The sequence below is a fragment of the Paenarthrobacter sp. NCHU4564 genome, from assembly GCF_052156435.1.
Lineage (GTDB): Bacteria > Actinomycetota > Actinomycetes > Actinomycetales > Micrococcaceae > Arthrobacter.
In genome coordinates, this window is the sequence record NZ_JBQLIS010000013.1 from 45,462 (window position 1) to 68,615 (window position 23,154).

At 63.1% G+C, this 23,154-nt stretch carries 20 protein-coding genes; 16 read left to right on the forward strand and 4 right to left on the reverse strand.

Annotation, left to right across the window (positions count from 1 at the left end; all coding sequences use genetic code 11):
- The first annotated feature begins 45 nt into the window (after nt 1-45).
- Nucleotides 46-1,401 carry an aldehyde dehydrogenase family protein gene (locus ACSVIE_RS14110; protein WP_442424230.1) on the forward strand — a complete coding sequence of 452 codons (1,356 nt, stop codon included), beginning with the start codon at nt 46-48 and terminating at the stop codon, nt 1,399-1,401.
- A gap of 76 nt (nt 1,402-1,477) precedes the next feature.
- Here ACSVIE_RS14110 and ACSVIE_RS14115 read toward each other — a convergent pair whose 3' ends face one another.
- Complete coding sequence (locus tag ACSVIE_RS14115; protein ID WP_442424231.1) at nt 1,478-2,662, reverse strand: Gfo/Idh/MocA family protein; 1,185 nt, start codon at nt 2,660-2,662, stop codon at nt 1,478-1,480.
- A 187-nt stretch (nt 2,663-2,849) separates the two neighbouring features.
- Here ACSVIE_RS14115 and ACSVIE_RS14120 point away from each other — a divergent pair, with 187 nt between their 5' ends.
- The 13 genes from ACSVIE_RS14120 (at nt 2,850) to ACSVIE_RS14180 (ending at nt 18,731) form a co-directional block, all read left to right on the forward strand.
- On the forward strand, nt 2,850-3,602 hold the full coding sequence (locus ACSVIE_RS14120) for an SDR family NAD(P)-dependent oxidoreductase (protein ID WP_442424232.1): 753 nt from the start codon (nt 2,850-2,852) through the stop codon (nt 3,600-3,602).
- 53 nt (nt 3,603-3,655) lie between these two features.
- A complete protein-coding gene (locus ACSVIE_RS14125; RefSeq protein WP_442424233.1) occupies nt 3,656-5,413 on the forward strand; it encodes an IlvD/Edd family dehydratase in 1,758 nt (585 codons plus the stop codon).
- A gap of 69 nt (nt 5,414-5,482) precedes the next feature.
- Nucleotides 5,483-6,496: a D-2-hydroxyacid dehydrogenase gene (locus ACSVIE_RS14130; RefSeq protein ID WP_442424234.1), complete on the forward strand. Its 1,014-nt coding sequence runs from the start codon at nt 5,483-5,485 to the stop codon at nt 6,494-6,496.
- Between the two features lie 32 nt (nt 6,497-6,528).
- Nucleotides 6,529-7,986: an APC family permease gene (locus ACSVIE_RS14135; RefSeq protein ID WP_426005287.1), complete on the forward strand. Its 1,458-nt coding sequence runs from the start codon at nt 6,529-6,531 to the stop codon at nt 7,984-7,986.
- A 36-nt stretch (nt 7,987-8,022) separates the two neighbouring features.
- Nucleotides 8,023-9,033: a Gfo/Idh/MocA family oxidoreductase gene (locus ACSVIE_RS14140; RefSeq protein ID WP_442424235.1), complete on the forward strand. Its 1,011-nt coding sequence runs from the start codon at nt 8,023-8,025 to the stop codon at nt 9,031-9,033.
- Between the two features lie 314 nt (nt 9,034-9,347).
- The gene (locus tag ACSVIE_RS14145) at nt 9,348-10,259 is read left to right on the forward strand and encodes an ATP-binding cassette domain-containing protein (RefSeq protein ID WP_426005289.1); all 912 of its coding nucleotides are present in this window, start codon (nt 9,348-9,350) and stop codon (nt 10,257-10,259) included.
- Nucleotides 10,256-11,254 (forward strand): ABC transporter permease, encoded by a 999-nt coding sequence (locus ACSVIE_RS14150; RefSeq protein WP_426005291.1) that lies wholly within the window; start codon nt 10,256-10,258, stop codon nt 11,252-11,254. Before ACSVIE_RS14145 ends, ACSVIE_RS14150 begins: the two co-directional genes overlap by 4 nt.
- A gap of 88 nt (nt 11,255-11,342) precedes the next feature.
- Entirely contained in the window at nt 11,343-12,311 is a 969-nt protein-coding gene (locus tag ACSVIE_RS14155; RefSeq protein ID WP_442424236.1) for a sugar ABC transporter substrate-binding protein, read from the forward strand.
- 121 nt (nt 12,312-12,432) lie between these two features.
- Nucleotides 12,433-15,354, forward strand: a complete 2,922-nt coding sequence (locus tag ACSVIE_RS14160) for an FAD-binding and (Fe-S)-binding domain-containing protein (protein WP_442424237.1) — start codon at nt 12,433-12,435, stop codon at nt 15,352-15,354.
- 138 nt (nt 15,355-15,492) lie between these two features.
- A complete protein-coding gene (locus ACSVIE_RS14165; RefSeq protein WP_426005296.1) occupies nt 15,493-15,690 on the forward strand; it encodes a hypothetical protein in 198 nt (65 codons plus the stop codon).
- Between the two features lie 90 nt (nt 15,691-15,780).
- A complete protein-coding gene (locus tag ACSVIE_RS14170) occupies nt 15,781-16,434 on the forward strand; it encodes a carboxyltransferase domain-containing protein (protein WP_442424238.1) in 654 nt (217 codons plus the stop codon).
- A 45-nt stretch (nt 16,435-16,479) separates the two neighbouring features.
- Nucleotides 16,480-17,145, forward strand: a complete 666-nt coding sequence (locus ACSVIE_RS14175) for a TetR/AcrR family transcriptional regulator (RefSeq protein WP_426005300.1) — start codon at nt 16,480-16,482, stop codon at nt 17,143-17,145.
- Between the two features lie 122 nt (nt 17,146-17,267).
- Nucleotides 17,268-18,731, forward strand: coding sequence for an APC family permease (locus ACSVIE_RS14180; protein ID WP_426005302.1), 1,464 nt, complete (start codon nt 17,268-17,270; stop codon nt 18,729-18,731).
- 68 nt (nt 18,732-18,799) lie between these two features.
- Here ACSVIE_RS14180 and ACSVIE_RS14185 read toward each other — a convergent pair whose 3' ends face one another.
- From ACSVIE_RS14185 to ACSVIE_RS14195, 3 genes are all read right to left on the reverse strand, one after another.
- On the reverse strand, nt 18,800-19,087 hold the full coding sequence (locus ACSVIE_RS14185) for a DUF3040 domain-containing protein (RefSeq protein ID WP_426005304.1): 288 nt from the start codon (nt 19,085-19,087) through the stop codon (nt 18,800-18,802).
- 88 nt (nt 19,088-19,175) lie between these two features.
- Nucleotides 19,176-19,658, reverse strand: a complete 483-nt coding sequence (locus ACSVIE_RS14190; RefSeq protein WP_442424239.1) for a hypothetical protein — start codon at nt 19,656-19,658, stop codon at nt 19,176-19,178.
- A gap of 106 nt (nt 19,659-19,764) precedes the next feature.
- Complete coding sequence (locus ACSVIE_RS14195) at nt 19,765-20,715, reverse strand: A/G-specific adenine glycosylase (protein WP_442424240.1); 951 nt, start codon at nt 20,713-20,715, stop codon at nt 19,765-19,767.
- 152 nt (nt 20,716-20,867) lie between these two features.
- On the opposite strand from ACSVIE_RS14195, the gene ACSVIE_RS14200 reads away from it, so the two are divergent.
- Both ACSVIE_RS14200 and ACSVIE_RS14205 read left to right on the forward strand, forming a co-directional pair.
- The gene (locus ACSVIE_RS14200) at nt 20,868-22,325 is read left to right on the forward strand and encodes a protein adenylyltransferase SelO (RefSeq protein WP_442424241.1); all 1,458 of its coding nucleotides are present in this window, start codon (nt 20,868-20,870) and stop codon (nt 22,323-22,325) included.
- A 104-nt stretch (nt 22,326-22,429) separates the two neighbouring features.
- Entirely contained in the window at nt 22,430-23,131 is a 702-nt protein-coding gene (locus tag ACSVIE_RS14205; RefSeq protein ID WP_442424242.1) for a hypothetical protein, read from the forward strand.
- Nucleotides 23,132-23,154 lie beyond the last annotated feature (23 nt).

A 23,154-nucleotide genomic window follows, 5' to 3' on the forward strand; every position in this document is an offset into this window, starting at 1 on the left:
CCGCCCGTTTCTTTTACGGGATTTACTGACCAAGGAGCAATCATTATGAGCACATTTGCCGTTACTGATCCGGCTACCGGAACCATCCACGCCGAGTACCCCGCCGCCACTGACGCAGAGGTGGAAGCCGGGCTCAGCGCCGCCCAGCAGACCTACCAGGAGTGGTCCCGCACCACCACAGTCGCCGAGCGCGCTGCCCTGGCCAAACGCCTCGCGGATCTGTTTGTTGAGCGGAAGGACAAGCTGGCCGCTATCATCAACCGCGAGATGGGCAAGCCGCTGCAGCAGGCCGCCGGCGAGGCCGAGTTCTCCGGCTCCATTGCCGCTGCCTTTGCTGAACATGCCGAAGAATGGCTCGCCGATGAGCAACTGGAGGTAGCCGACGGGCTGCGGAGCTTCTTCCGCTACCAGGGCCTCGGTGTGATCCTGGGCATCATGCCGTGGAACTACCCGTATTACCAGGTGGCACGGTTCGCGATTCCCAACATCATCCTGGGCAACACCGTCATTGTCCGGCACGCCAGCCAGTGTCCGGAGTCGGCGTTGGCATTGGAGGAACTCTTCCGCGATGCAGGCTTCCCGGAGGGTGCCTACGTCAACCTGTTCGCCACCCACCAGCAGATCTCCACCATGATCGCGGACGACCGGGTGCAGGGTGTCTCGCTCACCGGCTCCGAGCAGGTGGGAGCGATCGTGGCTGAACAGGCCGGACGTGCGCTGAAGAAGTGCGTGCTGGAGCTCGGCGGCGCCGATGTGTTCCTGGTCCTGGACACGGACAACGTGGACCTTGCCGTGAAGAAGGCCGTCATGGGCCGCATGGGCAACACCGGGCAGTCGTGCAACGGTTCCAAGAGGATCGTGGTGCTGGACAAGTACTTCGACGAGTTCTCCGAGAAGTTCAAGGCAGCCATCGCCGGACAGTCCTACGAGAACGGCGATTTCGGACCGATGTCCTCCGATTCGGCCACAAAGTTCCTGGCTTCCCAGGTGCAGGGTGCCCTGGACCAAGGCGCAGAGATCCTGGTGGGCAACAATGAGCCCCAGGGCAACGTGTTCACCCCGACAGTGATCACCAACATCACGCCGGCCATGGACGTCTACAGCGAGGAACTCTTCGGCCCTGTTGCGCAGCTATACAAGGTCAGCAGCGACGAGGAAGCCATCAAGCTGGCCAACTCCTCGCCGTACGGCCTGGGATCGGTAGTGATTTGCGACGACGTTGAGCGCGCCGAGCGCGTCGGCAACCAGCTCGACGTCGGCATGGTCTTCGTGGGTGCCTACGACCTCAGCGGTGCGGACGTGCCGTTCGGCGGCGTCAAGAAGTCCGGCTACGGCCGCGAACTGGGCAAGGTGGGCATGCTGGAGTTCGCCAACAAGAAGCTGTTCCGCTTCGCGAAGTAGGTTTCAGCGACTAAATTTCAGCGCAGCAAAAGGAGGCCGGATCACGTGATCCGGCCTCCATCTTTGTCGCAGGAGCCTAGGCCCCGTACGTGGTGTTCCCTGTGACTTCCGGGACCTCCACCCAAGCGGAAGACTCTGCGCTGCGCAGGGAGGCATCCACCAGTTCCGATGCCGACCAACCGTCGGCCACAGAAGGTCCAAGCTGCTTGCCTTCGGCCACCGAACGCAGGAACAGCGCGGCCTCGATGGTCTTGAGGTCGTTGAAGCCGATGCCGGGCCCGGCGTTGGGCTGGAAGCGCCCGAATTCGCCGAAGGAGGGCGGGGTCATGATGGTCCGGTATCCACTGCGGTCCGTTGCGACTTCCAGCTGGTTCATGCGCTCGAAGTTCCAGCGGATGGATCCTTCGGTGCCGTAAACCTCCACGATGTATTCGGCGTGCGGGCCGATCGCGACGCGGGTTGTCTCGAACATGCCCACTGCACCGCCCTCGAACCGGGCGAGCATGGCCGTGTAGTCCTCGTTCTCCACCTCCCGGGTCACATCCGAGGCCTCACCCTTGTTGAAGGAATTCGACGACGTTCCGGCTGGCAGCGGACGTTCCTTGATGAACGTTTCCGTCACCGCGTTGACCGACGTGATGCGGCCTACCAGGAACTGGGCCAGGTCGAAACCGTGGCTCAGGATGTCGCCCAATACGCCGGAACCTGCGCGCGCTTGCTCGTAGCGCCATGTGAACACCTGCGTCGGGTCCGAGGCGTAGCTGGTCAGCAGGCGGATCTGCACGTTGGTCACCTTGCCCAGCGCCCCGGAACGGATCAACCGTCGTGCCTCAGCGATAGCCGGGGTGTGCCGGTAGTTGAAACCCACCGAGGTGATCAGCCCGGCAGCTTCGGCGCCCTGGGCGATCTCCCGGGATTCCCGGGCACTGCGGCCCATGGGCTTCTCGATCCAGAAATGCTTGCCCGCCTCGATGGTGGCCAGCGCGATCTCGTGGTGCAGGAAGTTGGGGGAACAGATCGAGACGACATCGACGTCCGGGTTCTCCAGCACCTTCCGGTAGTCAGTAGCCGTTTCCTTGTAACCGAGCGCGTCCTCCGCGTGGTGACGGCCGGCGTCGTCGGGGTCTGCGGCGATCACAAGCTCAGGGTGACGCGGCAGTTCAGGGAAGAACTGCTTGGTGGCGAGGTAGGCGCGGGAATGCAGGCGTCCCATCCACCCAACTGAGATAAGGCCTACGCCAATGCGGTTCTGGTCTTCCAAGGGAGACTCCTCTTGTCTAGCAACTGGGTTCGGGGAAACGGTGCCACGCAAATGGCGGCATCTGCCGATCAGCCTATGAAGTCTGCCGGTGTGTGCTGTGTCTCAATCTGAGACATCCGGAGAGTGTGGCGTGCTGTTTATGTAGAACGTACTAGTCCGCCAACGCCAACAAAGGAGCCCGTCGACGATGATGGATCGAACCAAACCCCTGCGGGTGCTCGTCACCGGAGCCACATCGGGTGTCGGTGAAGCAACGGCCAAACTTTTCGCCCGTCGCGGAGCCCGGGTCGCGCTGCTGGGTCGGCGGCCTGCTGAACTCCGGCGGGTTGCGGAGGAAATCGACGGCGGTGCGCACCAGGTGGTCGCCGACGTCTCCAACCCCGGTTCAGCGCGGAACGGTGTCCGCAGTGCAATCCATGCACTGGGTGGCCTGGATGTAGCCGTCAATGCGGCCGGGGTTGCCGGCTACGCCGCGCTGGAGGACCTGGACGAGCACCGCTGGGCAGAGGTGTTAGGCACCAATCTCTCCGGCACCTTCTACGTCGCCAGGGAAACCGGCCTGCACATGCGCAGGTCCGAGGGAGGGGCCATCGTGAACGTCGCCTCTGACCTGGCGGCCATGGGGGTTGCAGGGTTGGCCCACTACTGTGCAGCCAAGGCCGGTGTGGTGGGTCTTACCAGGGCGCTGGCGCTGGAACTGGCCCCCGATGTCCGCGTCAATGCCGTCTGCCCCGGACCCATTGACACCCCCATGCTGCGTACCGGCCTTGAGGCCGAACCGGACCCCGCCCTGGCCTTGCGGCAGAAGGAAAGCACGGTTCCGCTGAGCCGGCTCGCGGACCCCGGCGAAGTGGCCGCCGCCATCTACTTCCTGGCGGTCGACGGCACCTTCGCCACCGGCACCAGCATGGCGTTCGACGGCGGCACATCTGCTGCCTGATTGCCCGCCCAAGACCTCACAAGAGACGAACAAGCCAAGGAGCTTTGAGAGATATGCCTGAGTCGAACTACAACGATCTCCGCAGTGCGCACTGGTTCGCGCCGCACGACCTCACGGGATTCGTGCACCGTACTGCCATCCAGGCCGAAGGCTTCTCGCGCTTCGCCATCAAGGACCGGCCGGTCATTGGCATCGCAAACTCCTGGTCGGAGCTGGTCAACTGCAACATCCACTTCAAGCTCCTTGCCGAGGCCGTGAAGCGCGGCGTCCTGATGGCCGGCGGTTTGCCGCTGGAGTTCCCCACCATCTCCTTGGGCGAAAGCCTGATGAAGCCCTCGGCCATGCAGTTCCGCAACCTGATGGCCATGGACGTTGAGGAATCCATCCGCGCGTACCCGCTGGATGCGATCGTGCTGCTGGGTGGTTGTGACAAGACGGTTCCGGCACAGCTCATGGGAGCGGCCAGCGCGGACATTCCCACCATCATGCTGACGGGTGGCCCGCAGGAACCGGCGTACTTCCGGGGCAAGCAGCTGGGCGTTGGCACGGACACGTGGAAGTACGCGGACGAACTGCGCGCGGGCAAGATCACCGAGGCGGACTTCGATGAACTTGAGTCCTCTGCCAAGCCCTCCGCCGGCCACTGCAGCGAAATGGGCACGGCCTCCACCATGACGTCGCTCGTTGAAGCGCTGGGCATGTGCCTTCCCGGCACTGCGTCCATTCCCGCCGTCGATTCACGCCGCGGGCAGGCGGCGGAGGCCACAGGCCGCCGGGCAGTGGAAATGGCCTTGTCGGGCCCGAAGCCCAGCGAGGTCCTGACCAAGGAAGCGTTCGACAACGCCATCACCTTGCTCATGGCCGTGGGTGGCTCGACCAACGCAGTGGTTCATCTTTTGGCTCTGGCCCGCAGGGTCGGCTACGAACTGCAGTTGGACCGCTTCCACGAGATTTCCCAGCGGACCCCCCGGATCGTCAATGTCCGCCCGTCCGGTGAGTACCTGGTGCAGCAATTGTTCCAGGTGGGCGGCATCTCCACCGTGCTGAAGGCGCTGGACCCGCTCCTGAACCGGGACGCCCTGACCGTCACGGGCGAGTCCCTCGAAAAGGGCTACATCAACGCACCCGAGCCGGACGACGTCGTCGTGAGCAAGCTCGAGACGCCCTTTGACGCCTCAGGAGGCATCGCCGTCGTGCGTGGTTCCCTGGCCCCCAACGGTGCCGTGATCAAGCGGAGCGCTGCTTCGAAGGAACTCCTGCAGCACAAGGGTTCGGCCGTGGTATTCGATGACATCTACGACCTCGGCCGCAGGATTGACGATCCGGACCTGGACATCACGGAGGATTCCGTCCTGGTGCTCCGCAACAGTGGTCCGGTGGGTGCTCCGGGCATGCCGGAGTGGGGCATGCTGCCCATTCCGCAGAAGCTGCTGCGCAAAGGTGTTCGTGACATTGTGCGGATCTCGGATGCCCGCATGAGCGGCACCGCATTTGGCACAACCGTGCTACACGTGTCGCCCGAAGCCGCCGTGGGCGGACCGCTCGCGATCGTTCGCGACGGCGATCCGATCATCCTGGACGTCGAGAACCAGCGCTTGGACCTGGACCTGCCGGAGGAGGAGATCAAGGCCCGACTCGCCGAACTCAACCTCCCGGCGCCCAAGTATCGGCGTGGTTACGGCCGGCTCTTTATCGACCACGTCAACCAGGCACACGAAGGCTGCGACTTCGATTTCCTCAAGGGCTTGCCGGACGAAGAGCCGCAGCGGCTGCCGTACGGCCTCATGAGCGGTTGGCAGGGCGGCTGGTAAGCAGCCGCAAACGACAAACTACAAAACATTGGGCCGCTCCTGCGGGGAGCGGTCCGGGAGGGAGCACGTGTGTCACGACCAAAAGTGATTGTCATAGTCCAGGAGGGCCGCCCGGTTCCTCCCGTGGAACGTTTAGACGCCGAAGCCGATGTGGTGGTGGTTCGGACGGCAGGGGAGTTCAGGGCGGCGCTGCCCGGAACGGAAATCCTGTTCCTGAACGACTTCCGGACCAAGCTTCTGCGAGAAGTAGGTCCGGGCGGGCTGCGGTGGATCCACACGTCCAGCATCGGCGTCGACAGCCTTATGACGGACGAGATCATCAACAGTGACATCGTCGTCAGCAACTCCCGCGGCGTCTGTGAGCGGCCGATCGCCGAATGGGTCCTGGGTGTCCTTCTGATGTTTACCAAGGACCTGCGCCGGACCATAGAGCTGCAGCAGGCAAGGACGTGGCAGCACCGCGAAACTGAACCGCTGCTGGGCCGCAATGTCCTGGTGGTCGGTCCAGGCCCTGTGGGTCGCGAGACTGTGCTGCTGTTGCGGGCGGCGGGCATGGATGTGACTGTCGTTGGCAGGAGTGCCCGCGAGGACGAACAGTTGGGGGCCATCGCCTCCTTCGATGAGTTGGATGTGGTGCTCGGTGAGGTGCAGGACGTGGTGTTGACGGTTCCGCTGACCGAGGAGACAAGAGGCCTGTTCAACGCTGCCCGGTTCGACAAGATGCGTCCGGGCGCCCGGCTGGTCAACGTGGGCCGTGGGGCCGTGGTGGTGGAGCAGGATCTGCTCGATGCCATTGATGCCGGACACCTCGGTGCAGCAGCCTTGGATGTTTTTGAGAATGAACCGTTGGCGGCCGAAAATCCGTTGTGGAGCCGCAACAACATCCTGGTTTCCCCGCACGCCTCCGGCGACCTGATCGGGTGGCGTGGGCGGGTAGTGGACTGCTTTGCGCGGAACCTTCAGCAGTGGAAGGCAGGCCAGCCCCTCAACGACGTTGTGGACCTCAAAAAGCTTGGCGGAAGTGCTCCAAATACCGTGTCCCAAGCTGGTACAGTGCTGCCACGATCCGCGTCGATAGTGTGATTCAGCACTAGTACTTTCGTGACGAGGATTACATGTCAAGCTCAACAAAGGGGAAGCCGATAACGCCCACCCAAACCCAGGAAAACAAGCTCAGCGGCAACATGGGGGTGGGCGAGCTCGTGATGAACGTGCTTGCGTTTTCCTCCCCGCTGACCACCGTCGCAGGCACCTTGCCCGTGATGCTCCTTTTCAGCGGCCACACGGCTCCAGGGATATACCTCCTGGTGACCCTGATGCTCCTGATTTTCTCGGTGGGATTCGTCAAGATGAGTCGGAGCGTCGAGGCCCCCGGTGGCTTCTACTCCTTCGTCACGGCCGGGCTGGGCAAGCCGGCGGGCCTGGGCGGGGCGCTGCTGGCGCTTGTCGGGTACGTGTTCATCGGATTCTTTGCCCCCTCCCTGTTCGCCCTGACCCTGCAGAGTTTCGTGGTGAACACGCTTAACGGACCGGACATCCCTTGGTACTGGTACGGGCTGGGCATCATAGCCATCACCACTGTGCTGGCATACAACCGGATCGACCTTTCCGCCAAGGTCCTCACGGTGGTGATGCTGCTTGAGTCTGCCGTTGTCATCATTTTCGACGTTGCCGCGTTTGCCGCAGGAGACGCCTCCCAGGGTGTTGGCTTTTCCATGCCGTGGATTACCGACGCCGGTTTGGGCCTCGCGCTGCTGTTCGCCGTCGGTAACTTCTTCGGGTTCGAAGCGACGGTCATCTACCGCGACGAGGTGAAGAATCCCGACCGCACCATCCCCAGGGCTACCTACCTGGCCGTGGTTGGAATCGGCCTGTTCTACGCGGTGGCAGCCTGGGCTTACACGGCATTCCTGGGCGCAGACAACGTGCAGGAAGCTGCCAAAGCCAACACAGTGAACCTCTTCAACGATGGGGCTACTGCCTTGGTGGGCAAGATTTTCGCTGACATCGGAGTGGTTCTGCTCATCACCTCGATCCTGGCTTCCATGCTCTCGATCCAGAACATTGCCGCACGGTACAGCTTCTCGCTGGCCGCCGATGGAGCCCTTCCCCCCGCACTTGGCCGTGTGCACCCCCGGCACAAGTCCCCCTATGTATCAGCGCTGGCCGTCGGGCTGCTGTGGGCGGTGGCCACTGTCGTCTTCACCCTGCTGGGGGTGGCTCCTGAGGCGTTGTACCCGATCGCAAGCGGCAGTGGCACCTTCTCTGTATTGCTCCTGATGTTCATCACGAGCTTTGCCGTGCTGGTCTACTTTGTCCGCCGACGTGGTTACGCCCCTGAGTCTGCGTGGAAGACCATCGTGGCCCCGATCGTCAGCGTGGTGTTCCTTGGCCTGATTACGTACCTGGCCATCGCAAACTACCCCGAGCTGATCGGTGGTTCGGCGATCATGACAGCTATTTTCATGACCTTCACTTTCGCTCTGTTCATCGGCGGAATTGTCTACGCATACTTCCTGCGCTCAAAGCGGCCGGACGTTTATGCGCGTTTGGGTCGGCAAAAGATCGACTAAAAATCCCTTTCCATTTGAATACTTTGGAGATCTGCAATGACGCAACAGATCAGAGTTGGCCTGTTCGGTACCGGCAGGATCGGTCAGGTGCACGCCATGAGCCTGACAACTTTGGAAGAAGCAACCCTCACCTGGGTATGCGACCCCTTTATTGAGGGGGCCAAGCGCACGGCCGCCGAGTTCGGTGGCCGGGTCACCGATGACCCGGCCGAAGTCTTTGCCTCCGGGGAGGTCGACGCCGTGATCGTGGCTTCTCCAACAGCCACGCACGTGGACCTGATGGAGAAATCCATCGATGCAGGCATCCCGGTTCTCTGCGAAAAGCCCATCGACCTGGACATTTCCCGGGTTGACGCGCTCCGGGCAAAGGCGGCGGCCACCGACGTTCCCATAGCCCTGGGTTTCAACAAGCGCTTCGACAGACACTTCGTGGAGTTGAAACGGCGCGTGGCTGCCAACGAGATCGGAACCTTGGAACAACTGATCATCACCAGCCGTGACCCGGGTGAGCCACCCGCTTCGTACTTGCCCCAATCCGGCGGGATCTTCCGGGACATGACCATCCATGACCTGGATATGGCCCGCTATTTCATTCCGGACATCGTGGAGGTATCGGCCCGGGGCGCCAATGTGTTCAGCGACGCTATCCGACAGGCTGATGATTTCGACTCGACCGTGGTTACCCTCAGGGGATCCACGGGTGAACTTGTGACCATCCTGAACTCGCGGCATTCCGCCTTTGGTTATGACCAGCGCATAGAGGCCTTCGGCTCCACCGGCCTGCTCCACGTATCAAACAAGAATGACAACCTTGTCCGGCACTGGGGTTCCAGAACCGTGGAGGGGATCGCACCGTACCAAAACTTCTTCCTGGAGCGTTATGCGGAGGCGTACCGGCTCGAGGTCGCTGAGTTCCTTCGCGCCGTCCGCGGCCTGCCTTACCGGAATCCCGGTTTCGAGGACGGCCGGGCTGCCCTGATTCTTGCGGATGCCGCGGAGAGGTCGGCCAGGACCGGGGTTGCGATCGCCGTGGACCTGTCCGCCTAGGACCCCTTGATGCCCGGCCCGGGCATGGATGCTTTCGCAACCGTCCATGCCCGGGGCCGGGTTTTGCCGTTTAAGGACCAGGTGTTGCCCGGTCGATTCTCCAGGAATTGACCTGCTGGAATGAATCGATTCAGAGCCGTGTTCCAAATTGGCACAAATGCCCCATCATCCCGTCCGTCAAAGTTCAAGTAAGTGAAACATTGTGGCGGAGGTCACGCAGTGACGGGGCTTTTTAAAAACCGCTCCTATCATCTGCAGAATCAAACAACGTTGTTTGGTTGATCCTCGCCGGAGGCGTTTCACCGGTTCATTACATGGCCCAATCAAACGAGGACGAGATGACCGATGCACCACCTGCGACCCCTCCGCTGGTCGCACTAAAAGACATTCACAAGACATTCGGGGCGGTGTCCGCCTTGCGGGGCGTCAGCATCGATGTCATGCCAGGCGAGACCTTTGCGCTCCTTGGCGATAACGCTGCCGGCAAATCCACGCTCATGAAAGTCCTCACCGGTGTCTACCAGCCGGACCGGGGCTCGATAGAGCTGGACGGAAAGAAAACGGAGTTTCCCACACCGTCAGCGTCCCGCGACCAAGGCGTCGAGATGGTCTACCAGGACTTCGCCCTGGCAGACAACCTCGATGTCCGGACCAATGTATTCCTGGGACGGGAACCGCAGAAGAACCTCCTTGGCCCCTTGGTGCGGATCATCGACCGTAAGAAGATGGAAGCGGAAACCAAGCGCGTACTGGACCGCCTGGACATCCCCATCAACCCCCGGCTCAAGGTCAAACGGCTCTCCGGCGGTCAAAGGCAGGCCGTCGCGATCGGACGCGCCCTGGCCTTCGATGCACGCTTGATCATCATGGATGAGCCCACGGCAAACCTGTCCGTGGCCAAGGTGGACAAGCTCATTGAAGTCACCCAGCGACTCAAAGACCTGGGCATTGCCGTCATTATCATCACGCACCGCCTCGACGAGGCGTTTGCCGTGGCTGACAGGTTCGCCGTGATGCGGCAGGGACAGGTGGTGGGTCGCTTCCACGTTGGGGACGTCACCGAAGCCCAGGTAGCCCACCTTATTTCCCACGGGACCCTGGACGACTACATCGATAACGGGGACGGCATACCTGACGAGCGGCGGAAGATCGGCAGCACCTCGTCCCTGCCTGTAGTGGACGCCATGGCTGCCCGCGGAACAACAATCAACGGGAGCAACTCATGAGCCTCACCATGGAAAGCCTGAAGACTAAGTTGGGTCCGGCTGATCTGAAAGACGGTGACCTGTCCACCAAGGTCAAGAGGTTCGTCGGCGATTACGGCATCCTGATCTTCTTCGCACTCATTATCATTTTCCTCGCGGTTGCCGCCCCGAACTTCCTGACGGTGAACAACCTGGTCAACGTGGTCCGGCAGTCCTCCATCATTGGCCTGATCGCGCTTGGAATGACTTTCGTCATGATTACCGCCGGCATTGATCTGTCGGTCGGCTCCATTGTGGGCCTGGCCGGCATGGTGTTCGCCATTATGGCACCAGCAAGCGGCGGGGCATTCTGGATACCCCTGATAGCCGGCCTGGCAGTGGGCCTCCTGGTGGGATTCCTTAGCGCAGCGATGGTGGTTTGGGGTGCCATCCTTCCCTTCCTGGCGACGTTGGCCACCATGGCGATCGCCCGCACCGCAGCACTGGTGGTGACGGATGGCCAGGTCGTCTCGGGACTCAGCGGACCCGCTGAGTGGCTCGGGTCCGGGTTCGTCGGACCGATCCCGGTCCCGGTCATCGTGTTCCTGATCGCGGCCGTCATCTGCGAGTTTGTCCTTAGCCGCACCAAATTCGGTTCCCACGTTTACGCCGTGGGCGGCAATGAGGAGTCGGCCAAGAAGGTCGGTATCTCCACAGGCAGGGTGCTGTTCACCGTCTACCTGATCGGTGGCGTCACCGCGGCCCTGGGAGGCTTGGTCCTCACTGCCCGTCTCGACGGCGCTGCCCCCGTGGCCGGCACCGGCTACGAGCTCCAGGTCATTGCAGCGGTCGTGATCGGCGGCACGAGCCTCTTCGGCGGCGTCGGCACCATCCGCGGAACCGTCATCGGCGTCCTCCTGCTGGGCGTCGTGATGAACGGCATGAACCTGATGGGCGTCTCCTCTTACTTCCAGCAAGGTGTGCAAGGCGTAATCCTCGTGCTTGCCGTCCTCCTGAACCGCTGGAAGTCGGACTGAACCAGCGTCCGGGGGCCCACAACCCCTTGGGCCCCACCAACCCAGCAACACATCTCCCCAGCATCAAGAACCACTGAAAGGAACAACCATGGGAATGCGACAGAGGCTCGCCGCAGCCACCGCCATGTTGGCCGCCGGCGCCCTGACACTCACCGGGTGCGCAGGCAGCACCAATGCCAGCAGTTCCGAGGGGGCAGCCAAGAGCTACAACATCGGCGTTGTGGTCCTTGACCTGCAGGACCCGGATCTGGCACACATGACGGACGCCATGAAGAAGGCTGCCGACGAGAAGGGCGTCAAGCTCAACATCACCGACTCCAAGAAGGACGTTGGCAGCGAACTCAACCAGGTGGAGGACCTGCTCACCCGTCAGGTTGACGCCGTCATCCTGCAACCGTTGGACGGCGAAGGCAGCCAAAACGCCGCCAAGCGCGTCATTGAGGCCAACATCCCGTTGTTCATCCTCTCCACCGAATTCGCAGAAGGTGCAGACGTGGCCTACAAGAGCTACATCGGTGTTGACGACACTGTGGCCGGCGAAATGCAGGCAGAGTACCTGAACAAAACGATGCCTGAAGGCGGCGACATCGTCTTCGCAGCCGGCATTTATGGCGCGTCCTGGACCGACCGTCGCAAGAAGGGCTTCGACAGCAAGATCAACAAGAACTTCAAGGTTGTCGCTGAATTCCAGGCGAAGGGCAGCCGTGACGAGGCCAAGCGCAACATGGAAGACACCCTGCAGCGCTTTGGCAAGGGTGAGATCGACGCCGTAGTGGCCAACAACGACGAGATGGCCATTGGCGCCGCCTCCGCAATCACCGATGCGGGCCGTACTGCCGAGTTCAAGGCAGTGGTGGGCGTCGACGGCACCGAGCCTGCGCTGCAGAACATCAAAGCTGGCACCATGTCGGCAACTGTTCGCCAGGATTCTGCCGGTCAGGGCGTCAAGGCGGTCGAGGTCGTCACAGACTTCCTCAATGGCGGCAAAGCGGAGAACCGGTACACGCTGCCGTTCACGTTGATCACCAAGGACAACCTGTCCGAGTTCCTGAAGTAAAAACCCAAGCAGACAAGGGCGCAGCGGAGAGATCCGCTGCGCCCGTTCTGTTTTGGCACACTGCGGCACCACCCCCGCCTGCCTACACTGCCGTGGAACCACAGAAATGGAGAACGTAAGCATGCCCAAGAACGACGTCGCAGTCCTTTTGAACGAACTTCGGGACGCGGGCATCGAGGTGGAGGAGACTCCGCGAAGGCTCTCCGAGTACTCCTATGACGCATCGAACTATCGCGTGCGTCCGTCCGCTGTCGCCTTCCCGCAGAATGTGGACGAGGTCCGTGCAGTCATGCGCGCATGCTCCGCCTCCGGCGTGCCCACCACCGCTCGCGGCGGCGGAACATCAATGGCCGGCAACGCGATAGGCGAGGGGCTCGTCGTCGATCTCTCGCGCCGAATGACGTCCGTGGGAACGCTCGACGCCGATCACGGCACCGTATGGGTGGACGCCGGAGTGGTGCTGGGTGAATTGCGTTCCTACGTTGAAAGGGCCAGCGAAGGCAGGCTGACGTTCGCCCCGGATCCGTCATCACTGACACGCGCCACGATCGGCGGCTCCATTGGCAACGACGCCTGCGGCAACCATTCAGTGGCTTACGGACGCATGACGCACCACGTCAAGGAACTGGAACTGGTCACAGCTGACGGCGCCTACCTGCGCGCCGGCAAGGACTTCCTGCAGGCTGTGGATGCCACGGACAAACACTCGGTGACCCGGGCCGGTGAGCTCATGGACGGGCTGAAGGAACTCGCCCAGGCCAACCTGGCGCCCCTACGCGTAGAACTCCGGTCCATTCCCCGCCAGGTGTCCGGATATCATGTGGGACACCTCCTGCCTGAGCACGGCTTTGACGTCGCGGCCGCCCTTGCCGGCAGCGAGGGAACCTGTGCCGTAGTGGTGCGGGCCAGGGTGGGATTGGTCCCCAAGCCGCGCACCACCGCCCTGCTTTGCCTCGGTTACACCAACACCATTGACTCGGCCCGCGACGTGATGACCATCCTCGCCGCGAAGCCGAGTGCCATCGAAGGCCTGGACGCTTCGATCGTGGACATCATGCGGCACCGCCGCGGCTCCGCCAGCGTCGACTCCCTTCCCGAGGGCAACGCCTTCCTGATGGTCGAATTCTCCGCAGACAGCATCGGTCAAGCGGCGTCAGACTGCGAACGTCTGCTGGAGAAACTCGCCGCCGACGGCCGTGTTATCGACCACGCCATAGTGACGGAGCCCTCGGAACGCGCCAAGCTCTGGAGGGTCCGCGAGGACGGAGCCGGGCTTTCATCCCGGCGAATCGACGGGATCCAGACGTGGCCGGGTTGGGAAGATTCAGCGGTAGCCCCGGAGCGCTTGGCAGACTACCTCGCGGAGCTGCTGCCACTGGTGAAAAAATACGGTTACACAGCCTTCATGTATGGACACTTCGGCGCAGGCTGCGTGCACATGCGCCTTGATTACGATCTCCGCAGTGACGAAGGCCGGACGACCTTCAGCGACTTCACCCGCGAAGCGGCCAAGCTGGTGGTGTCCCATGGAGGTTCACTATCCGGGGAACACGGCGACGGACGGGCGCGCAGTGAGCTGTTGGATGTCATGTATTCCTCCTCGATGGTGGGCATCTTCAAGGCATTCAAAAACCTGTGGGATCCTGCGGGAATCCTCAATCCGGGCATCATCGTGGACCCGAAGCCCTTTGCTGCCTCGCTTGCCTTGGAAGGGGTTCCCTTGCCGGGCCCCGACCACGGCGGGTTGCACGCAGTGGCAGGTGCCGCCGTCCTGCCTTCCACTGAAAGCCGGCAGCTGCTGCCGGTGGTGAGCCCCTTCGTAGGAAATACCCACGCGTGCATCGGCGTGGGACGCTGCCGGGCGACGACCGGTGGGTTCATGTGCCCCAGCTACCGCGCCACCAAAGACGAGAAGGATTCCACGAGGGGCCGTGCCCGCGTCCTCCAGGAACTGACGCGGAGCAAGGGAACCAGCCACAACGGTTGGTCCAGCCCGGAAGTCCGGGAAGCCCTGGACCTTTGCCTGTCCTGTAAAGCGTGCTCCGCCGACTGTCCCACCGGCGTGGATATCGCCGAAGCCAAATCGCAGCTGGTAGACGAACACTACAAAGGCAGGATCCGCCCCTTCACGCACTACTCCATCGGCTGGCTGCCCCGTTGGCTGCCGTTGCTGACCCGCATAGCGGCCCTCGCCAACCTGGGGTCCGGATTCCGTCCGTTCCGCCTGGTGGGCGAATGGTTGGGTGTCAGCGCCCGGCGTCGGCTCCCGGACTTCGCCCAGCGGGGCCGCATCCGGCAACGCATACAGGAGGCCGGCTTCACGGACGGTGCCGATGCGTTGCTGTTCATCGACAGCTTCACCCGCGCTTTCCGTCCCGAAGTCGTTCCCGCCGCCGCCCGTGTGCTCCGCGACTCCGGCAGTTCCGTGGGCTGTACCCCGGATGCCTGCTGTGGCCTGACCTGGATCTCAACCGGGCAGCGTGATGGTGCCCGCCGGCGGCTGGCCCAGTTGATCGAAAAGCTCGACGACGGCACAGACCGCGACATCGTGGTCCTGGAACCCAGCTGTGCCGCCACCATTCGCGACGAAGGACCAAAGTTGGTGGGTGGTGCGGCGGCATCGAGGGTTGCGGACCGGGTCCGCTCGTTCTCTGTCGCAGTGGATGAGGCCATAAATCGTGGCTGGAAACCCACTGCCCAACCGCCCGTCACGGCAGTGCTGCAAACCCATTGCCACGAGCACGCCGTATTCGGTTCCGGCGCCCAGAAACGCGTCCTCGAAGCCTGGGGGGTGCCGCAGCTCGTGGAATCCTCCTCATGCTGCGGCGTGGCAGGCAACTTCGGTTTTGAAGCCGAACACTTTGACATGTCCATGAAGGTTGCCGGGCACTCCATCGTTCCGGCGCTCGCGGGCGCGTCGGATGCCCTGGTCCTCACGGACGGGTTCAGCTGCGCCATGCAGGTTTCGCAGATCGACCCGGAGCTTTCCAGCAAGCACTTGGCCATTGCCCTGGATCCCGGTCCCTCCGGTGGGACGGAGTAGGAGGAAATCCTGCCCGCTCCCGGTGACAACCGGACCTCTTCTGATCACCGTGTCCCAAACTGACACGATCAGCGGCACCTCAAAAGTTGGATTTTGGAAAGACCAAAAGGCACCACTAGTTTTTGAGAGTTGATTCCGATGATGAACAGGAAGCTCGCCCAAGGACGGCATGTTGAATGGCTGCGGGCCTCAGCACATATTAACGAGACTGAACTTGGGGAGCGGAGCGACCACCAGATGAAGCGGTCCGGCCGCAACGTTCACCGGCTTCTTAAAGACATGGTCGAAGGGCGCGACATCAGCGACGCCACGCCCTGGCCGTACCCGGGGGCGTAACCCCTCCTGAAGACCGCGGGCCGCAGCGCTTGGAGCCGGCACTGTTCCAGGCGTTGCGGTCCGCTTCCTTAGCCCTTGGTGGAGGTGAAGATGGCTGGTTATGCACCCACGATCCTTTCATGCAGGCCTGGCACCCTCCTGGTGGAACTTCCACAGCCTGCTGGCTGCGGGCCATGGATTGCTCCTTTTATCGAAGCGGTGAAGTCCTTGGATTTCGACGGCATCACGGACATCCGCGGCCTCCGTGACGGCGTCATTGTGGATTACGTTGCGGGAGCCGTTGATCTGAAAGGGCTCAGCGCCGTGCTGGTGGCCGCTTTTTCCAAGGTTTCCTATGCCCGCGGTGACTTTTCCGCCATGACGCACAGTGTGCCTGCCATTTTTGATGGTCCGGATCTGGCAGTGGCCTGCTTGCTCCTGAACGTGCCGGAACGTAGCTTGATCCGGCGATTGTGCCGCACAAAACACAAGGTCAGGACGTTCGCCTCCCCAGGAGCCTCGGCGTTGCTCGAAGTACCCTGGGCCGGGGACTGGCACCAATCCGCGCAAGGGAGCCGACCCGCCAAACTGGTCCCCCAAGGCTCGCTCACCCTGTCCCGCCCTGGAGTGACGCTGACCAGCCGCAGCAGCTACTCGGACGAACTCGTCGTGGGACGCGTGGGCGCCGGATTCCTCACTTCCCTGCCGGATCTCCGGATGGGAGATTCTTTGTGGCTACGGCGCGGCAGTCCTTTACCTTACTAACGATCGTTCGCTAGAGTGGGAGATGGTTTCACCAGCAGGCCGAGGATGGCATTGAACTATTCGTCGCGCGATCAGGCCACCGCGGCCCTGGCAGAATTTCTTTCCGACCGCGGCAGGCCCCTACTGACGACCTCCCAGCAGCGGATCGTTACAGCCTTCCTCCGACTTGCCGGGGCGCATGGTTTCGAATCCGTGACGATGCGCACCTTGAGCCGTGAACTGGGCCTCAAAGCACCAAGCCTCTACTCAAGCTTTCCGGGTGGACGTGAGGAAATCGTGGCTGAGGTCCTTCTGGGGTTCAGGCGGAGGTTTGCCCTCGGACTCCTGGCGGCCGTGCAGGCTACTGCTGGTCCGGAAGAGTACTGGGCAGCTTTGGTCCGCTTTCACCTGGTCCAGCACCTAAGGGGCCTTGAGGCCGATCTCGGGGATCTGCTGGTCGCTACGGACAAGGTGTCCCGGTTCTTCAGCGAGGAAGTCCGGCAAGAAATTTCCGCCTGGTTGCGCTTGCGCGAAGCCATGTTTGTCGCGTCGGCGCAGGACATGGGATACCCGCTCTCCCGCCAGACTGCCCACGTTATTCTTACGCTCCTTGACGGTGCGGGACGATGGGCGGCCTGGAACGGCGGCGAGCCGGAGTTGCAGGTCCTGGTGGACCGCACAGTGGCGCTTTCACGTTCCATTCTCGAGATCGGCTCCGGAGTCCCGACTTAGGTCAACCGCCCTTTGCCGCCGGCATCGACTTCCAGGGCGGTGGTGTCCCAACATGGCACATGTTCCCCAATTGCCGCCCGGATAGTGTGATCCGGCACGCAATATCCAGTGATGAGGATTACATGAACAACACCGCAACAGACACACCTGGGTTGGCGCGCCAGGTCCGGACGAACAAGCTCAGTGGCAACATGGGAGTTGGTGAGCTCGTCATGAATGTGCTTGCGTTCTCCTCGCCGCTGGCAACGGTAGCCGGAACCTTGCCGGTGTTGCTGATGTTCAGCGGAAAGACCGCCCCGGCGATCTACCTGCTGGTGACGTTGATGCTGCTGATCTTTTCCGTTGGCTTCGTGAAGATGAGCCGCAGCGTCAAAGGCGCCGGAGGATTCTATTCATTCGTGACGGAGGGCCTCGGCAAACCGGCGGGCCTTGGCGGCGCGCTGCTCGCACTCTTCGGCTACATCTTCATCGGCTTCTTCGCCCCGTCGTTCTTCGGCGTCACGCTCCAGGGCTTCGTGGTGAACACGCTGGGTGGTCCGGAGATTGCCTGGTACTGGTACGCGCTGGGTATCACTGCGGTGACGACCATTCTGGCTTATCACCGGATCGACCTCTCCGCCAAGGTCCTCACGATCGTGATGCTCCTCGAAGTTGCCGTCATCGTGGTCTTCGATCTGGTGTCGTTCTCCGCCAGCGGCCTGGAGGCAGTGCAAACCGCCGGCTTCGCCCTGCCGTCGGTCACGGATGCTTCGCTTGGTCTGGCGTTGCTGTTTGCTGTGGGCAATTTCTTTGGTTTTGAAGCGACGGTCATCTACCGCGATGAGGTCAAGAACCCCGACAAGACCATCGGCCGGGCAACATACATTGCCGTGGTGGGAATCGGAATCTTTTATGCGGTGGCGGCATGGGCATACATAGCCTTCCTTGGATCTGACAATATCCAGACCGCTGCCCAAGAGAACACCGTCAATCTCTTCAATGATGCCGCGGCGGCCCTGGCGGGAAGGATTTTCGCCGATATTGCCATGGTTCTGCTGATCACCTCGGTTCTGGCCTGCATGCTGTCCATCCAGAACATCTCGGCCCGGTACAGTTTCTCGCTGGCGCAGGACCATGCGTTGCCCTCAATCCTGGGCCGTGTCCATCCGCGCCATAGGTCTCCGTACGTATCTGCGCTTGCTGTTGGTTTGGTCTGGGCGGCGGCAACGGTGCTCTTCACCGTTCTGGGGGTTGCTCCGGAGGTCCTCTATCCGATTGCCAGCGGCAGTGGCACCTTTGCTGTATTGCTCCTGATGTTTATCACCAGCGGGGCTGTCCTGGTCTACTTTGCCCGCCGCCGCGGTACCACTCCGGGGTCTGTCTGGAAGACGATCGTGGCCCCCTTGATCAGTGTGCTGTTCCTCGGTGCCATTACGTGGCTGGCCATCACCAATTACCCTGAGTTGATTGGCGGATCGGCCGTTCTGACCGTCATCTTTATGTCATTCACGTTCGCTCTGTTCATCGGCGGCATCGTCTACGCGCTGTACCTTCGCTCAAAGCGACCGGACGTATACTCCCGGCTGGGACGGCGGGTAGTCGATTGACAAGAGGGGCAGAGCAGGGAGTTGCCTCCCGGGCAAGTCTGAACGCGATACATCCCCTTGGGAATCGCCTATCTGCCCCTCCTGCCCCGCCCTTCCCTCCGGTGCGTCCACAAGTCGACCAACGCCAGCCCCGCTACCAGGAATCCGAGCCAGCCCACCGCCGCGAGGTTCTCCAGCAGCCCCAGCAGGAAGAACAGGACACCTGCCGCCAAGGCAACCAGGCCCAACGTCCGCCGCGGGACATGGCCGTCTTCGGCCCGGCCCGATTCAAGCCGTCGGGCCAAAGCGGGGTCCTCTATGAAAAGTTCACGTTCGACGTTCTGCAGAACCCGTCGCTCATGTTCGGACAAAGGCACGGGAGACCTCCAGCGTGGATCCACATGGTGATGAATGCACGCGTACCCGTTTCCGGCCCGGTTATGCGGCAGCCCTCAACAAAATTGGTTAGTCCTGCCTCAGGCCTGCGGCGTCCAGCAGCACATGCGCGGTGACAAACCGCCCGCACTGTTCACCGAAGGGATATTCACCCCTGGGCGTGAACGTCAGGCTCCTGACAGGGAGGGACGCTCCGTCCGGGGCCGTTCCGGAAACAGTCGCCTCCAGCGGTGACTCCGTGAGCACAGGAAGCATGAGGGACCCTTGCAAAGTGCCGTCGGGCGATGTCGTGGCCGAGCACGTACCCTCCGGCGTGCATCCCTGGTCCACGGCCACGGCCCCGGGGTGCAGGACAAGCTCTTCCTGTGTGCACGTACCGTCCTGGCAGGCTTTCATGGTCAAGGAATCCACCGAGGGCGCGTAGCTGGCAGCCACCGTGATCGAAACCCCGGGAACCTGCCCTATGGCGGGGCACGCCACGGGTTCCTCCAGACAGCCGGGCAACAGCGCCGCTGTTCCGGCCAAGGTCAACGCCAGTGCGGTTTTCCCCATGCTTCAGGGTAGGCCCGCCGGCGCCCGGGGGGATCCGGTATCCGCGGAACAGCGCCCGCATTGTTACCCGTCGTCCCGCTCTGTGGCCAAAGCGACACCCGGCCGGTCAGGCCGGAAGCCGCAGCCCGCCGTCGGCCATTTCAGCCAAACCGTCCTGGAGCAAGCCGTCCAGTGCGCGCTCGAGCTGCTCCGGAGCGGTATTGAGCCGGTGTAGCGCCGCCAGGGGAACCCCGACGCCGGACGGTCCGAATCCGAGGTCCGCCGGCTCCCGCTCGAACAACTCACGCGGAACCGGCGCGGCGGCCTCGCGCAGTACGGCCATCACGGCACCGCGGACCTGCCGGTCGGTGCCGTGCCAGGCCTGACCCTTGGGGGTGTACGACGGCGGAGGCTCGCCTGCCGCCAGCCAGGCGCACCGTGCGCGGACAGGACAGTCGGCGCATTTGGGGCTGCGTGCCGTGCACACCGTGGCGCCCAACTCCATGACGGACGCGTTCCATCGGACGGACAGCTGCCGGTCCTCCGGAAGGGCAGCAACGGCCAGCTTCATCTCGGCGGCCGTCAGGGCAGGGGCCGGCAGCGCTGTGCCCATGAAAAGCCTGGCGTGGACACGGCGGATGTTGGTATCCACCACGGTCTCGCGGCGGCCGAACGCAAAGGAGGCGACGGCGGCAGCTGTGTAATTGCCGACGCCCGGCAGGCCCAGGAGTTCGGCGTAGGTATCGGGTACCTTGCCATCGTGAATGTCCCGGATGGCCACGGCAGCGGCATGGAGGCGCAGAGCCCGGCGGGGATACCCCAACCGCCCCCAATGCCGCACCGCTTCTCCCGACGGTTCGTTGGCGAGGTCGGCAGGGGAGGGCCAGCGGTCCATCCAGTCCCGCCAGACGGGCAATACCCGGACCACCGGGGTCTGCTGCAGCATGACCTCACTGACCAGGATTCCCCACGGGCCGCAGTCCGGGTCGCGCCATGGCAAATCCCTGGCTGCCTGCGTGAACCAGTGGTCCAAGGCCTGGTGCAGGCCGGCGAGTTCGGCGGTGCCCGGAAGCGTCATGCGTGCTGGGAATCCCTGTTCTGGATGGCGTGGTCCGCCGGTGCGGAACGGTGTTGGCTGACATCAACTGTAGTGGAAGGTCGCGGTCCGGCAGGCCGTCCTGCTACCCCGCCGGCCGGTTGTTCCGCGGGAGCAGAAGGTAAACTTGTTCGATGAGTGGCATTGCGCATTCAACCATCACGCTTCAGGGGCGGTTTGCCCGCGAACTCCAGGAGATGGCCATTCCCTGGCAGGCGGAGGACGCCCCGGAACCGCAGCTTCTGGTCCTCAACGACGCCCTTGCCGTTGAGCTCGGCCTTGACCCGGAATACCTCCGCAGCCCCGAAGGAGTACGGTTCCTCACCGGCAACCATGTCCCGGAAGGCGCCACGCCGGTAGCCCAGGCCTACTCCGGGCACCAGTTCGGCTGGTATTCGCCCCGGCTGGGTGACGGCCGTGCCCTCCTGCTGGGCGAGGTCGACTCAGACGGCGGCCTGCGTGACTTCCACTTGAAGGGGTCCGGCCGCACTCCGTTTGCCCGCAATGGTGATGGGCAGGCCGTGGTGGGACCCATGCTCCGCGAGTACCTCCTCAGCGAATCGATGCATGCCCTGGGGATTCCCACCACCAGGTCGCTGGCCGTCGTGGCCACGGGACGGCAGGTGCAGCGCGAGTCGCTCCTGCCCGGTGCCGTCCTGGCCCGGGTTGCCGGCAGCCACCTGCGCGTCGGCAGCTTCCAGTACGCCAGGAACACCAACAACCTGGACCTGCTGCGTCGCCTGGCCGACCACGCGATCGCCCGCCACCACCCTTCGGCGGCGGAGGAACCGAATCCGTACCTGGCCCTGCTCGAAGGGGTCATCGCCGTCCAGGCCAGGTTGCTGGCCCAGTGGATGCTGGTGGGCTTCGTCCACGGTGTCATGAACACGGACAACATGACCATCTCCGGTGAAACCATCGACTACGGCCCCTGCGCCTTCATGGAAGGCTTTGATCCGGGCGCCGTCTACAGCTCAATCGACGAATCCGGACGATACGCCTACCGCAACCAGCCGGTGGTGGCCGAGTGGAACCTGGCCCGGTTCGCCGAATCGCTGGCAGTCCTCATCCACGACGACCAGGACAAGGCCGTGGAACTGGCAGTGCAGGCCCTCAACGGGTTCCGCACGCAGTACAGTGCCGCGTGGTTTTCCGGCATGAAGGCCAAGATGGGACTGCCGGACCTTGATGACGATCAGGCCTCGCCCCTTGTGGATGACCTGCTCAAACTGGTCCAGGAAGCACGGGCGGATTACACCTCCTTCTTCCGGAATCTCGGCAAAGCAGCCCGCGGAGATGCCGGACCGGCGCGGGGCATGGTGCTGGACCTGCCCGCGTTCGACGAATGGTTGGCGCGGTGGCAGGCCCTGAAGCCCGACGCCGATGCCATGGACAAGGTCAACCCCCTCTACATCCCCCGCAACCACCTCGTTGAAGAGGCACTCGCGGCTGCCACCACTGGCGACATGGATCCTGCCCGGCAGTTGCTCACCGCCGTGACCGCCCCCTTCGACGAACGTCCCGGCCGGGAACGTTACGCTGAGCCGGCTCCGGACGACTTCGGCCCCTACAGGACCTTCTGCGGCACGTGACAGTGCCCGCGGGATACGGCATGGCACACGTCACATGCGTCCGGTTTGGCTCCCGGCGGCGTGGTGGCGGGGCTGGCCCAGCCCGGCGCGCCTAGCCTAGAAACATGGCCAATCAGGGTAAGCAGTCCGCCGTGCGCAAGTCCGCGCCGGCGCAAGGCGCTGCCCGCGGACAGGGCCGCCCCGGCGCCCGGCGACGTCCGAGCCCTGCCGTGTACCGCCGTCGACGACTCGTGGTGTTAGGCGCCTTGCTGGTGGTGGTGGCACTCCTCGTGGGCGGCGTAGTCGCCATCGGTTCTGCGCTGGCCGGCAGCCCTGCACCCCAGGCGACGGGCACGCCGGAGGCCAGCCAGGGCCCCACCCAGGACTCCGCCCCAACGGCCGCCGCTTCAGCGTCGCCGTCGGCCAAACCCACCCCCGTGTGCGACTTCAACCTGATGACCGTCGCAGCCAAGACCGATAAGGCTGCCTATGGCGCGGATGAGAAACCCATGCTCACCATGACCATCACCAACGGCGGCTCGGCCCCCTGCGAAGTCAACGTGGGCACCTCCCAAATGGAGTACCTGGTCATGAGCGGGGCGGACCGGATCTTCTCCTCCAAGGACTGCCAGACCGGCGGCGTGGACCTCATCAAAACCATCCAGCCCGGCAAGAGCGAAACCGCCAACTTCCCGTGGCAGCGCAACCGCACCCTGGAAGGCTGCGCTGCGATCAACGCCAAGCCCGGCGCGGGCGGCGCCTACTACACGTTCGAGGCGCGGCTCGGGAACAAGTCCAGCCCCAAGGCTGTCTTCCAGCTCAACTGACGTTCACGCGCCGGGGCGCTTTG